Raw genomic sequence first — 14,131 nt, forward strand, 5'->3', positions numbered from 1 at the left:
TTGGAGCGGGAAACGAGACTCGAACTCGCGACCCCGACCTTGGCAAGGTCGTGCTCTACCAACTGAGCTATTCCCGCTCTACGTACTAAATTCGATCTCGCTAACTGGCGAAAATCTTCATCGGTACGGGGTGCGCATTATACGAGAATTCCGTTTTGCTGCAAGCCCCTGAAAGCAAAAAAATCATTTTTTTGTTCAAGTGTCGATTAAATCAACAATATGTACTTTTTGCCAGCGACGGGTGTTGAATAAATCGGCTAAGCGCTTAAAACCCGTGATTTGCACGACAGAATCATAGTACTGAGAACAAGATTCTGCCGTGTTTAAACCAGATTTTATCTATTAAAGACTAAAGCTGGATAAAATGTTCGCGGTAATAAGCCAGTTCCGCCACAGATTCACGAATATCGTCCAGCGCCTGGTGCGTATTTTGCTTTTTAAAGCCCGGCAGGATTTCCGGTTTCCAACGGCGAGCCAGCTCTTTCAATGTGCTGACGTCCAGATAGCGATAGTGGAAATAAGCTTCCAGCGCAGGCATATAGCGGAACAGGAAGCGGCGATCCTGACCCACGCTGTTACCGCAGATAGGCGATTTGCCGGCCGGCACCCATTGTTCGAGGAAAGCAATGGTCTGCATTTCTGCATCATGGTCGTTGAATGGGCTGGCTTTTACCCGCTCAACCAGACCACTACCGGTATGAGTACGCACATTCCACTCATCCATTAGCGCCAGTTGCTCATCAGACTGATGCACCGCCAAAACCGGGCCTTCTGCCAGAATATTAAGATTGGCATCCGTTACCAACGTTGCGATCTCAATAATCCGATCCCGCTCTGGATCGAGACCGGTCATTTCCAGATCAATCCAGATCAGATTATTTTCATTTCCTGCCATGATATTTCCTGCCTATTCATCGGGGGGATCAACCGAACAAACGGTTAAATGATAAAATTATGTGTATCATAGTTCTTTTAGTCGCAACGAGCGATAAATGCAGATTCAAGTGAGGCGCAGTGAGCAAGAATAAACTGTCCAAAGGTCAACAACGCCGCGTGCAGGCTAACCATCAGCGCCGGCTACGCACTGATAGAAAACCTGAGTTAGATGACTCTCAGCTTGGCGATGCGCAAGAAGGTATCGTAATCAGCCGTTTCGGTCAGCACGCCGACGTTGAAGCCACTGATGGCACCCAACACCGTTGTAATATCCGTCGCACCATTACCTCTTTGGTAACCGGTGACCGTGTCGTTTGGCGACCGGGTATTCAGCAGGAAGGTGTTCGAGTTAAAGGTATTGTTGAAGCGGTACATGAACGTACTTCGGTTTTAACCCGTCCTGATATTTACGACGGCGTGAAGCCGATCGCCGCTAACATCGATCAAATCGTGATCGTCTCGGCCATTTTGCCGGAACTCTCACTCAATATTATCGATCGCTATCTGGTGGCCTGTGAAACGCTGGACGTAGAGCCGCTGATCGTACTGAATAAAGTCGATCTGTTGGATGCCGAAGGCCGCAAATTCGTCGATGGCATGATGGATATCTATCGCCGTATCGATTACAAGGTACTGGAAGTGTCTAGCCAGACTCGCGAAGGGATGGCAGCCTTTGAACAGGCGCTGGCTGGCCGTATCAGCATTTTCGCCGGCCAATCCGGCGTGGGTAAATCCAGCCTGCTGAACGCCCTGTTACCACCAAGCGATACGCAAATTTTGGTCAACGCAGTTTCCGATAACTCAGGTTTAGGACAACACACCACCACCGCCGCGCGCTTGTATCATTTCCAGCACGGCGGCGATGTGATCGATTCACCTGGAGTGCGCGAATTTGGCCTGTGGCATTTAGCACCGGAACAAATCACGCAAGGGTTTGTCGAATTCCGCAACTACATTGGTCATTGCAAATTCCGAGATTGCAGCCATACCACCGATCCCGGCTGCGCCCTGCGCGAAGCGGTGGAGCGCGGTGATATTGCCGAAGAGCGTTTCGATAACTACCATCGAATTCTGGAAAGCATGGAACAAGTCAAACCACGCAAACCGCTTTCAGATTCTGAATAACTGACATTGCGGGCGCCGAACGTTACAATGCGCCCCTTTTATCTAATGGCTAATGCCTAATCCAAGAGGTTCTCGTGCTGGATAGCATCAAAATCAGACTGCAATATTTACTTCCGAAGCAAGGACTTACGCGCCTGGCTGGCTGGGGTGCAGACAAAAAAGGCGGCTGGTTGACTCAACTGGTTATTAAAGGCTTTGCCCGTTTCTATAACGTAGATATGAAAGAAGCGCAGAACCCAGAATTCACCGCTTATGCCACTTTCAACGAATTTTTCGTTCGTCCGTTACGCCCGGATGCACGCCCTGTGGTGGCGGAAGACAATGCGCTGGCACAGCCTGCTGACGGCGCCGTCAGTCAGCTTGGCGCTATCCGCGAAGACCAAATCTTGCAGGCAAAAGGCCACAATTACACGCTGGAAGCTTTACTGGCCGGTAACTACCTGTTGGCTGAAGAATTCAAGAACGGCACCTTTATCACCACGTATTTAGCGCCGCGCGATTATCACCGAGTGCATATGCCTTGTGACGGCGTACTACGTGAAATGATCTATGTACCTGGGGATTTATTCTCCGTCAATCCGCTGACCGCAGCCAATGTCCCTAACCTGTTTGCCCGTAACGAACGCGTGATCTGTATCTTTGATACCGCTTTTGGCCCGATGGCGCAGATTCTGGTCGGTGCCACCATTGTCGGTAGCATTGAAACCGTTTGGGCAGGAACAACCAATCCAACCCGCGAAGGGGTTATCCGCCGCTGGACCTACCCGCAGGCCGGTGAAGAAGGGGCGATTGCATTGGAGAAAGGGCAGGAAATGGGTCGCTTCAAGCTGGGCTCAACGGTTATTAACCTATTTGCATCAGGCAAAGTGTATCTGGCTCCGCAGCTAAACAGTGGCTCCGTCACCCGTATGGGTGAGCTACTGGCAGAAGCCGTTCCACCGACGCCTCCGTGCTAACCTAACGCTTTATGGCGTAACTTGATTTAAGGAAGCATAACGTGCGCCTGATAACCACATTCCTGCTTGGTATTTTTCTCTCTCTGCCGCTTTATGCGGCAACTCAGCCTAATGAGGCTCAGCTCAGACAAGAGCTGAAGCAGGCTGAGGCGAATAAAGGCGCCGCCAACCAGGCGGAAATTGTTCAGGCGCTGCAAGGTGCTATCAACTGGCTTAATGATGCGAAAGAGTCCGACGAACGGGCACAGCAATACCAGAAAGTCATTGATGATTTCCCCAAATTAACCAGAGAGTTACGTCAACAGTTGACGCCGGATAGCGAAAAACCGCTGCCGGTGCCAACCAATTTATCGACCAATGAGATGGAGCAGCAAATCCTGCAAACCAGCAGCCAACTGCTGGAACTTTCCCGTCAAATGCAGCAAGAACAGGATCGTTTGCGGGAAATTAGCGACTCTCTGGGGCAACTTCCTCAACAACAATCAGATGCCCGCCGCCTACTAGGTGAAGCCACGACGCGTCTGCAATCTCAAAACTCACCAACCTCTCCGCTGGCGCAGGCGCAATTTGCACTATTACAGGCGGAAGTTACGGCTCGTAAAGCCAAAGTGAATGAGCTGGAGCTTTCTCAGCTTTCTGCCAATAACCGGCAAGAATTGTCCCGCATGCGCGCCGAAGTATATAAAAAGAACCATGAGCGGACAGACACCTTATTGCAGACATTGCGTAACAATTTGAATAATCAGCGCCAGCTTGAAGCGGAAAGAGCGCTGGAACGCACCGAATTACTGGCGGAACAAGGTGGCGATCTGCCGGCCTCCATCAGCCAGCAGCTAGAAACCAACCGAGATTTATCCCGCGCGCTGAACAGTCAGGCTCAGCGCATGGACCTGATTTCCTCTCAACAACGTCAGGCGGCGGCAGACACTCTGCGAGTTCGGCAGACTCTCAGCACCATTCGCGAACAGGCGCAATGGCTGGGTATTTCTACTGCACTGGGGGAAACCCTACGAGCGCACGTAGCCCGCTTGCCTGAAATGCCAAAATCTCAACAGTTAGATAGAGATATGGCTCAGCTTCGAGTTCAGCGTCTGACCTATGAAGGGATGCTGGAGCAGCAGCAAAAAGGAACCAAAGCGACGCAGGACGACGGTACGCCGCTGACGGTTCAGCAACAACGCATTATGGACGCTCAGCTACGCACCCAGCGAGAACTGCTAAATTCACTGCTTTCTGGCTATGACACGCAGATTCTCGAACTGACCAAGCTGAAAGTCGCCAATAGTCAATTGGTTGATGCCCTGAATGAAATCCGCGAGGCGACCCACCGCTATCTGTTTTGGGTTGCGGACGTTAGCCCAATTTCCTTGTCTTATCCGATCGATGTCGCTCGTGACCTGACGCGCCTGCTTTCGCTGGATACCTTATCCCAGCTCAGCGGTGCCTTTGTGATGATGATGACCAGTCAGGAAACGCTGATTCCGATTATCGCCGCGCTGCTGTTTGTCAGCTTTAGCGTCAGCTCCCGTCGCCATTATCATGCGTTTTTGGAGCGAGCCAGCAGCCGGGTCGGCAAAGTTACGCAAGATCAGTTTTCATTAACGCTGCGCACCGTTTTCTGGTCGATTCTGGTGGCCTTGCCGCTTCCTGTGCTCTGGGCGGCGCTGGGTTACGGGTTGCAAAACGCGTGGTCCTACCCGATGGCGATTGCCATTGGCAACGCAGTGACCGCCACGGTTCCGGTACTGTGGGTGTTTATGATCAGCGCCGCTTTTGCTCATCCTCACGGCCTGTTTATCACCCATTTCCGCTGGGCGCCAGATCAGGTCGCGCGTGCGATGCGCTTTTACCGTATGTCGGTATGGCTGATTATTCCGTTGATGATGGCGTTGATAACCTTCGAGAATTATAACGACCGCGAATTCGCCGGCACATTAGGCCGACTGTGCTTTGTCCTGTTGTGTATCGCACTAAGTCTGGTCACCAACAGTCTGAAACGTGCCGGTATTCCGCTGTATCTGGATAAAAAAGGTTCGGGAGAGAATAAGATCAATCAGGCGCTGTGGGGGCTGCTGCTTTCCGCTCCGCTGATTGCCGCGCTGGCCTCGCTGATGGGGTATCTCACCACGTCTCAGGCGCTGCTGGCTCGTCTGGAAACCTCCGTCGCCATCTGGTTCTTCCTGCTGGTGATTTACCATATTATTCGCCGCTGGATGCTGATTCAGCGCCGCCGTATTGCCTTTGACCGTGCTAAACAGCGTCGGGCCGATATCCTGGCGCAGCGTGCCAGAGGTGAAGAAGATACGCCGCATACGAATAGTTCCGAGGGGTCGGTCGATGTTGATGAGCCGGTTATTGATCTGGACGTGATCAGCGCTCAATCGCTGCGTCTGGTTCGTTCCATACTCACTATGATCGCGCTGGTTTCAGTGATCTTCCTGTGGTCAGAGATCCATTCAGCCTTTGGTTTCCTGGAAAATATTCGCCTATGGGATGTTTCTTCGACTATCAACGGCGTCGAATCCATCCAGCCGATCACTATGGGATCGCTGATCATCGCCATTCTGGTCATAATCGTGACGACTCAGTTAGTGCGGAACCTGCCTGCCCTGCTGGAACTGGCGCTATTACAGCATCTGGACCTGACGCCCGGCACCGGTTATGCCATTTCGACAATAACTAAATATCTGGTGATTTTGTTCGGTGGCCTATTAGGCTTTTCACTACTGGGGATTGAATGGGCGAAATTTCAATGGCTGGTCGCCGCTCTCGGTTTAGGGTTAGGTTTTGGCTTACAGGAAATTTTTGCCAACTTCGTCTCTGGGCTGATCATTCTATTTGAAAAACCGATTCGTATTGGCGATACCGTAACTATTCGCGATTTAACCGGTAGCGTAACCAAAATCAATACCCGCGCCACCACCATTTCCGACTGGGATCGCAAAGAGATTATCGTGCCGAATAAGGCCTTTATCACCGAGCAGTTCATTAACTGGTCACTGTCCGATCCTATTACTCGCGTGGTCTTAACAGTACCGGCTCCGGCCGAAGCCAATAGCGAAGAAGTGACCGAACTGCTGCTTACCGCCGCCAGACGTTGTTCCATGGTCTTGGATAACCCTGGGCCAGAAGCATTCCTGATGGATCTACAGCAAGGCATTCAGATTTTCGAGTTGCGTATCTATGCCGCCGAAATGCTTCATCGCTTGCCAATGCGCCACGAAATACATCAACTGATTCTGGAAGGCTTCCGCGAGCATGGTATTGTTCTGCCGTTCCCACCGTTCCAGGTTCGAATGGAAACGCTGGGGCGCGCTGGCCGCAGCGTGAACACGCCAACTCGCAATAATACCCGCACGCCGGGCAGCCTGTAGTGATTCATTAGCCTGATTTTGGGGTAAAAAAATGGCCTGATTCTTTGCGGAATCGGGCCATTTTTACAATCGGACAATCTCAGCGAACTTACACCAATTTATCATTGCGGTGAGTGAACGCAGCCAACACCGCTGCGCGTCAAGAATTCCACGACATTAACCACAGTCATTGCCGTTGCAGCAAGGCAGCCAGCGAACTCATCCCGATGAGCTGACACCCGTCAGTGATTCGGGGGAGTGAACGCAGCCAACACCGCTGCAGCGTCAAGAATTCCACGACATTACCCACAGTCATTGCCGTTGCAGCAAGGCAGCCAGCGAACTCATCCCGATGAGCCGACACCCGTCAGTGATTCGGGGGAGTGAACGCAGCCAACACCGCTGCGCGTCAAGAATTCCACGACATTAACCACCGTCATTGCCGTTGCAGCAAGGCAGCCAGCGAACTCATCCCGATGAGCTGACACCCGTCAGTGATTCGGGGGAGTGAACGCAGCCAACACCGCTGCAGCGTCAAGAATTCCACGACATTACCCACAGTCATTGCCGTTGCAGCAAGGCAGCCAGCGAACTCATCCCGATGAGCTGACACCCGTCAGTGATTCGGGGGAGTGAACGCAGCCAACACCGCTGCAGCGTCAAGGACGAAGGGTAATCAGGCGCGATCGACCGGGAACGCCATAACCTCGCTCAATCGCTCCGCTCCCAGCGCCAGCATCACCAAACGATCGACACCCAGCGCAACACCGGAGCAATCGGGCATACCGTGCTGTAACGCTGCGATCAGATTGACATCGATTGGATTTTGCGGCAATCCCAGAACGGCGCGTCGACGATTATCCTGCTCGAAGCGTTTCAACTGCTCGTTGGCTTCGGTCAGCTCGCGGAAACCGTTGGCTAACTCCATACCTTTGAAGTAGACCTCGAAACGCTCGGCTACCCGATGGTCTTCGGTACTGATTTCAGCTAGTGACGCTTGAGAAGCAGGGAAATGATACACAAAGGCCGGTTTTTCACGGCCAATATGCGGTTCTACACCAACGGTGAACAGCAGCTGTAATAGCGTGTCGCGGTCATCTTCCGTATCGGCGATATTGCTCAAATCCAGCTTCGCCGCCGCTTCCCGCAGCTGGGTTTTGTCCGCTGACAGTGGATCGACATCCAAATGACGCAGGAAAGCCTGCTGATAAGACAGCGTTTCTGCGCTGCTACAATCCAGGATCTGCTGTAGCAGGTCGTCGACCTCATTCATTAAGCGATACATATCATAATGAGGACGATACCACTCGAGCATGGTGAACTCGGGATTATGGTGACGACCGGCCTCTTCATTGCGGAAACTACGACCCAATTGATAAATGGAGCCGCTGCCAGCCGCCAGTAGGCGCTTCATGTGATATTCCGGACTGGTCATCATGTACAGCGTCATGCCATCGGCAGCACCCGGGCCAACAAACCGGGTTTCAAAAGGAGACAGGTGGATATCTGTCACTGTCGCTTGGCTCATGGCTGGCGTTTCAACTTCCAATACGCCGCGATCGGCAAAGAACCGTCGTATTTCTGCCATTATTGCTGCGCGTTTCAACAAATTGGCGATGGGTGCACTTGGCTGCCAGCTTGCCGTTTCGCTCATGGTGGTTAACTCCGAAATCAAACAGGGGATGCAGTCTACTCGCATCCTATCAGGCAAACAAATTTGCGACAAAGATTGCCTATTTATGCCACGAATTCAGCATAACGCGTCGTCAAAAATCCTTATCAACAGCAGATCCTGTCTGCGATCACGTTTCTGCCAGTTAGCCCGCGCGCAGAGGTTCAAATAAAACAAAACAATCGATCACATCAAATTTCTACTACTTATGATTAGGTATACTCATTCCCATACAAATAGTAAGAAATTGCTATTCTTAATGAGTTCCCCCTTGCATCGGGTAATTGATTAGCAAGGCAATAATATTAAAAACCATATTAAGAATAGACATTCCTTTTATATAGCCGAGGTCATTGAAGTTACAGGTAGGCAACTGGCAAACCGATCCCGATCAACTGATTCAGGTTTTTGATTCGGTTGAGAAAGTACAGTTAACCCACCGCAGCCTCAGGTACCAAGGGTATAAGAATTTCACTTGAACAATGGAGAAGCGCAGTGCAAACCTTTAACGCCGACCTTGCCATTATCGGGGCCGGGGGCGCTGGTTTACGTGCAGCAATAGCCGCAGCGGAAGCCAACCCCCAACTGAAGATTGCTCTTATCTCGAAAGTTTACCCAATGCGTAGCCACACCGTGGCCGCCGAAGGGGGATCAGCCGCAGTCACTCAGGACCACGATTCTTTCGACTACCATTTCAACGATACGGTTGCCGGCGGCGACTGGCTCTGTGAACAGGATGTCGTTGACCACTTTGTTCACAGTTGCCCGGAAGAAATGGCGCAGCTGGAAATCTGGGGATGCCCGTGGAGCCGTAAACCCGACGGTTCTGTAAACGTGCGCCGCTTTGGCGGTATGAAGATTGAACGCACCTGGTTTGCCGCCGATAAAACCGGCTTCCATATGCTGCATACTCTGTTCCAAACTTCCCTGAAATATCCACAAATCCAACGCTTTGATGAACATTTTGTTCTCGATATTTTGGTGGATGATGGACAAGCGCGCGGCGTTGTTGCGCTGAATATGATGGAAGGCACCAAAATCCAGATTCGCGCCAATGCCGTTATCATGGCGACTGGCGGTGCCGGACGTGTCTATCGCTATAACACCAACGGCGGCATCGTCACCGGTGATGGCATGGGCATGGCTTTCCACCACGGTGTTCCGCTGCGGGATATGGAATTTGTACAATATCACCCAACCGGCTTGCCTGGCTCAGGCATCCTGATGACCGAAGGCTGTCGTGGCGAAGGCGGTATCCTGGTGAATAAAGATGGCTACCGCTATCTACAGGACTACGGCATGGGGCCAGAAACTCCGTTGGGTAAACCAGAAAACAAATATATGGAGTTGGGGCCGCGAGATAAAGTTTCTCAGGCTTTCTGGCACGAATGGCGCGCTGGCCGCACCATTGCGACACCGCGTGGCGATGTGGTTTATCTGGATTTACGTCATCTGGGTGAGAAAAAACTGCTGGAACGCCTGCCGTTCATCTGCGAGTTGGCCAAAGCCTATGTGGGTGTCGATCCGGTAAAAGATCCAATCCCAGTACGTCCAACCGCACATTACACCATGGGTGGCATCGAAACCAATCAGCAGTGTGAAACCCGTATTAAAGGGCTATTTGCCGTCGGTGAATGTTCTTCCGTTGGCCTGCATGGTGCAAACCGCCTTGGCTCTAACTCACTGGCCGAACTGGTGGTCTTTGGCCGCGTAGCCGGTGAACAAGCCGCACAGCGCGCCATGGAAAGTGGCCCGGCGAACGGCAACGCGCTGGATGCGCAAACCCGCGACGTAGAGGCTCGCCTGGCCAACCTGATGAAACAGGAAGGAACGGAAAACTGGGCTAAAATCCGCGATGAAATGGGTCTTTCCATGGAAGAAGGCTGTGGTATCTACCGTACGCCAGAACTCATGCAAAAAACCGTCGATAAGCTGGCCGAGCTGAAAGAGCGCTTTAAACGCGTGAAAATCACCGATAACTCCAGCGTATTCAATACCGACCTGCTGTACACCATCGAACTGGGCTACGGTCTGGATGTAGCTGAATGTATGGCGCACTCTGCACTTAACCGTAAAGAGTCTCGCGGTGCCCACCAGCGTCTGGATGAAGGCTGTACCGAACGCGATGACGTCAACTTCCTCAAACATACTCTGGCCTTCCACACACCGGGCGGCACGCCGCGCCTCGAGTATAGCGATGTGAAAATTACCAAACTGGCACCGGCTAAACGTGTCTACGGCGCCGAAGCCACCGCGCAAGATAAGAAGACGGCACAAGATAAAAAGGATAAGGAGCAGGCGAATGGCTGATATGAAAGTCCTGAAAATGGAGATCATGCGCTACAACCCTGAACAGGATAGCGAGCCTCACTTCGACACTTTCGAAGTGCCTTACGATGAGCAAACTTCATTGCTCGATGCCTTGGGTTATATCAAGGACAATCTGGCGCCAGATCTGTCTTACCGCTGGTCTTGCCGTATGGCGATCTGCGGTTCGTGCGGCATGATGGTCAACCGGGTACCTAAATTGGCCTGTAAAACCTTCCTGCGGGAATATACCGAGGGCATGAAAGTCGAAGCCTTAGGCAACTTCCCGATCGAACGCGATCTGGTCGTGGATATGACTCACTTTATCGAGAGTTTGGAAGCCATCAAGCCTTACATTATCGGCAATAAACAAGATCCAAAAGATGGCCCAACCCGCCAGACTCCGGCACAGATGGCGAAATACCATCAGTTCTCCGGCTGTATCAACTGTGGTCTGTGCTACGCCGCTTGCCCGCAATTCGGTCTGAACCCAGAGTTCATCGGTCCGGCAGCGATTACGCTGGCACACCGTTACAATCTGGATACCCGCGATCACGGCAAGAAACAGCGTATGCCTCAGCTCAACGGTAACAACGGCGTGTGGAGCTGTACCTTCGTCGGCTATTGCTCTGAAGTTTGTCCTAAGCACGTTGACCCAGCCGCCGCGATTCAGCAGGGCAAAGTTGAAAGTGCGAAAGACTTCATGATCGCCATGCTGAAGCCACAATAAGGGAGGGGAAACAGCAATGACAACTAAACGTAAACCTTATGTCCGCACCATGGCCCCGAACTGGTGGCAGAAGCTGGGTTTTTACCGCTTCTATATGCTGCGTGAAGGCACCTCCGTTCCGGCGGTCTGGTTCAGTATTATCCTGATTTACGGCGTTTTCGCCCTGAAAGGTGGCCCGGCAGGCTGGGAAGGATTTGTTAGCTTCCTGCAAAACCCGCTGGTGCTATTGATTAATATCATCACGCTATTGGCCGCGCTGCTTCATACCAAAACCTGGTTTGAGCTGGCACCTAAGGCCGCCAATATAGTGGTAAAAGACGACAAAATGGGACCAGAGCTGATCATTAAATCGCTTTGGGTGGTGACTATTGTTGCGACAGCGGTCATTTTGGCCGTCGCCTTAATCTAACCCGGAGGGAAATAAGATGAATCAAGTTCCTAAGCGCTCCGATGAACCGATTTTCTGGGGTCTTTTTGGTGCTGGCGGCATGTGGGGAGCCATTATTGCACCAGCGGTTATTCTGCTGGTTGCTATTTTGCTCCCCCTCGGCGCATATCCAGGCGACGCTTTAAGTTACGAGCGGGTTTTGGCTTTCAGCCAGAGCTTCATCGGCCGCGTATTCTTGCTGCTGATGATTATTCTGCCGCTGTGGTGTGGCCTGCATCGTATTCACCACGCTATGCATGACCTGAAAATTCATGTGCCAGCCGGCAAATGGGTTTTCTACGGTCTGGCAGCCATCCTCAGCGTAGTCGCTGCTATCGGCGTTCTCACTCTGTAATTCTGAACAAAACGGCCTGCCCCGCGCGGGCCGTCTTCCCTTTGCCCCACTTGTCATCCCCCTCAAAATTTGCATCACTGATAGATGAGAGTTATTTTCAATAAGAACTTATTACTAACAGGATGCCTCGCTATGTCTGTCCCACTGTGGTCAAAAATAACGGTACTTATGTCTGCCCTGCTCTCCGTGGCTTGCAGCGTAACGCCGCCAAAAGATGTCAAAATTGTCGATAACTTTCAGTTACCTCGCTATCTGGGCACCTGGTATGAGATTGCCCGTCTGGATCACTCCTTTGAGCGAGGTTTAGAGCAGGTGACGGCGAATTATTCACTACGCGGCGATGGCGGGATAAAAGTAATAAACCGCGGCTATAACCCACAAAAACAGCGTTGGCAGGAAAGTGAAGGCAAAGGTTATTTCATTGGCGAACCCAATCGGGCGGCGCTAAAAGTCTCCTTTTTCGGCCCATTCTATGGCGGTTACAACATTTTTGAGTTAGATGAAAACTATGGTTATGCTCTGGTATGCGGGCCTAACCGTGATTATCTGTGGATTCTATCCCGTACGCCAAACCTCAGCGCCGAAGTACGTGAAAAACTGCTATTAACGGCCAAAGGCTATGGTTTCCCAGTGGAAAAACTGATCTGGGTGAAGCAGGAATAAGCTAGAACTGAGATCGAAAAAGGGCCGAAGATCGGCCCTTTTCTATTCTGATATTTATCAATTCGCTAACGTTTAGCTTAACTAGCTAATTTCAAACCAACAATACCAGCGACAATCATGCCTAAGCTAAGCAAACGTGCCGCGCTGGCGGACTCACCAAGCAGCACAATACCTAAAATGGCCGTACCTACCGCGCCAATTCCCGTCCAAACCGCATAGGCGGTTCCCGCAGGCAGGCTTTTCATTGCATGAGCCAATAGCACCACGCTCACAACCATTGCCGCCAGCGTAATAATACTGGGCGCCAAACGAGTAAAACCCTGAGTATATTTTAAGCCAATAGCCCAAATAATCTCTAATAATCCGGCAATAACCAGAATAACCCAAGCCATAGTAATCATCCTAATGGGAGGGGTCGTCCCCAGATAGCAGCGGTTTTGCCGGGTCGTCCCGGGCTGCAAATAAAACCGCATTTAAATTAGCACGACGCCTAACGGCCATCAATAAGGTGGGAGGAACAATCTGGTGCCCAAGAATGGCTAAGGGATGCTAGGGAAAGATATAACAGGAATGACCTTCCGCCGTTAAGATTTAATAAAAATCATTAGAAGAATAAAAAACAAAAAATTAATGATTTAAAATTATTAATTAGCTATTGAAGTACATACAATCAACACTAGGAATAACCTTAAATTCTCGATTGAGAATAGTCCTAACATTGATATATTTCATTTCCATTATCTTAATCACAATTTATTGATTGATTTTAAAGAAACACGCAAAAGAAAATTTTATTAAATTCATTATTTAACACTAGTTCATGGCTATTTTTTTGCAAAATTCGATCTTATATTTCAATATTTACTTTAGAGACAAATAATTATCCCAAATTAGCTCAATCATCGATCGAATATAATGTAAAAAACAAAATTTGCAGTATATTAAGCCGAGAATTAAGCCGGGCAATTAAATTCATGATTTAACAAATCAGGGCTTCGCCTGCTTATTCCCCCACGCCAGTAATATGTGGAATTTAACAACATCATTTTTATCTCAAGGATTTGATAATGAAAAAGTTATTATTAACTGCTGTTATTGCAGCATCTTTCTCTGCGGCTGTTCATGCGGCGCCACCTGCTGCCGGTTCCCCTGGGACCATCCGTTTTGAAGGCGAAATCGTCACCGGCGCCTGCGGTATTGATTCTAATTCTTTAGATCAAACCGTTAATTTAGGTCAGGTTCCTTCCCATTTATTTACGGCAAAAGGCGACCGTTCGACGGCGGCTAAGTTCGATATCGTATTGACCGACTGCGATACCACTACGTCTAAAAATGCCACCGTAACCTTTACCGGTGCTGGCCACCAAGAAAATAGCGAACTGTTAGGCGTTACTGGTGCAGCAACTCATGTGGGTATCCGCCTACAGGCCGGCAATAATGAATATCTGGCATTAGGCACCGCCACTAAACCTATTATGTTGAGCAATGGGGATAACCGACTGCAATTTTCGGCCATGTATGAAGCCACTGATGCAGGCGTAACCGCAGGTGACGCAGATTCTACAGCGCAATTTACGGTTAATTATCTCTAATAATATTCAACGGCT

General features: G+C 50.6%; 12 protein-coding genes and 1 tRNA gene. 9 read left to right on the forward strand and 4 right to left on the reverse strand.

What is annotated here, in order from left to right:
• Position 1 precedes the first annotated feature (1 nt).
• A tRNA-Gly gene (locus DBA33_RS16965) sits at positions 2 to 77 on the reverse strand.
• Positions 78 to 349: 272 nt separating this feature from the next.
• Complete coding sequence (gene orn, locus DBA33_RS16970; protein WP_064516027.1) at positions 350 to 895, reverse strand: oligoribonuclease; 546 nt, start codon at positions 893 to 895, stop codon at positions 350 to 352.
• 119 nt (positions 896 to 1,014) lie between these two features.
• Here orn and rsgA point away from each other — a divergent pair, with 119 nt between their 5' ends.
• The 3 genes from rsgA (at position 1,015) to mscM (ending at position 6,391) form a co-directional block, all read left to right on the forward strand.
• Complete coding sequence (gene rsgA / locus DBA33_RS16975; protein WP_064516025.1) at positions 1,015 to 2,061, forward strand: small ribosomal subunit biogenesis GTPase RsgA; 1,047 nt, start codon at positions 1,015 to 1,017, stop codon at positions 2,059 to 2,061.
• Between the two features lie 74 nt (positions 2,062 to 2,135).
• Positions 2,136 to 3,017, forward strand: a complete 882-nt coding sequence (gene asd, locus DBA33_RS16980) for an archaetidylserine decarboxylase (protein WP_120806864.1) — start codon at positions 2,136 to 2,138, stop codon at positions 3,015 to 3,017.
• A gap of 41 nt (positions 3,018 to 3,058) precedes the next feature.
• Positions 3,059 to 6,391, forward strand: coding sequence for a miniconductance mechanosensitive channel MscM (mscM, locus tag DBA33_RS16985; RefSeq protein WP_064516021.1), 3,333 nt, complete (start codon positions 3,059 to 3,061; stop codon positions 6,389 to 6,391).
• A 655-nt stretch (positions 6,392 to 7,046) separates the two neighbouring features.
• Here mscM and epmA read toward each other — a convergent pair.
• The gene (gene epmA / locus DBA33_RS16990; protein ID WP_120806865.1) at positions 7,047 to 8,024 is read right to left on the reverse strand and encodes an elongation factor P--(R)-beta-lysine ligase; all 978 of its coding nucleotides are present in this window, start codon (positions 8,022 to 8,024) and stop codon (positions 7,047 to 7,049) included.
• 513 nt (positions 8,025 to 8,537) lie between these two features.
• Here epmA and frdA point away from each other — a divergent pair.
• The 5 genes from frdA to blc all read left to right on the forward strand — a co-directional run bounded on the left by frdA (position 8,538) and on the right by blc (position 12,524).
• On the forward strand, positions 8,538 to 10,352 hold the full coding sequence (gene frdA, locus DBA33_RS16995) for a fumarate reductase (quinol) flavoprotein subunit (protein ID WP_064514673.1): 1,815 nt from the start codon (positions 8,538 to 8,540) through the stop codon (positions 10,350 to 10,352).
• The gene (locus DBA33_RS17000; RefSeq protein ID WP_064514675.1) at positions 10,345 to 11,079 is read left to right on the forward strand and encodes a succinate dehydrogenase/fumarate reductase iron-sulfur subunit; all 735 of its coding nucleotides are present in this window, start codon (positions 10,345 to 10,347) and stop codon (positions 11,077 to 11,079) included. The genes frdA and DBA33_RS17000 overlap by 8 nt, the downstream gene beginning before the upstream one ends.
• 16 nt (positions 11,080 to 11,095) lie before the next feature.
• Entirely contained in the window at positions 11,096 to 11,488 is a 393-nt protein-coding gene (gene frdC / locus DBA33_RS17005) for a fumarate reductase subunit FrdC (RefSeq protein WP_120806866.1), read from the forward strand.
• A 16-nt stretch (positions 11,489 to 11,504) separates the two neighbouring features.
• Entirely contained in the window at positions 11,505 to 11,861 is a 357-nt protein-coding gene (gene frdD, locus DBA33_RS17010) for a fumarate reductase subunit FrdD (RefSeq protein WP_064514679.1), read from the forward strand.
• 132 nt (positions 11,862 to 11,993) lie between these two features.
• On the forward strand, positions 11,994 to 12,524 hold the full coding sequence (blc, locus tag DBA33_RS17015; RefSeq protein WP_064514681.1) for an outer membrane lipoprotein Blc: 531 nt from the start codon (positions 11,994 to 11,996) through the stop codon (positions 12,522 to 12,524).
• 77 nt (positions 12,525 to 12,601) lie between these two features.
• Here the strand turns inward: blc and sugE are convergent, their stop codons facing one another.
• Positions 12,602 to 12,916 (reverse strand): quaternary ammonium compound efflux SMR transporter SugE, encoded by a 315-nt coding sequence (gene sugE, locus DBA33_RS17020; protein WP_064514683.1) that lies wholly within the window; start codon positions 12,914 to 12,916, stop codon positions 12,602 to 12,604.
• 675 nt (positions 12,917 to 13,591) lie between these two features.
• Between sugE and DBA33_RS17025 the strand changes: the two genes are divergently transcribed.
• Positions 13,592 to 14,116: a fimbrial protein gene (locus DBA33_RS17025; protein ID WP_064514685.1), complete on the forward strand. Its 525-nt coding sequence runs from the start codon at positions 13,592 to 13,594 to the stop codon at positions 14,114 to 14,116.
• Positions 14,117 to 14,131: the final 15 nt, after the last annotated feature.

The organism is Yersinia sp. IP36721 (assembly GCF_003634395.1).
In the GTDB taxonomy this organism is placed as follows: domain Bacteria; phylum Pseudomonadota; class Gammaproteobacteria; order Enterobacterales; family Enterobacteriaceae; genus Yersinia; species Yersinia entomophaga.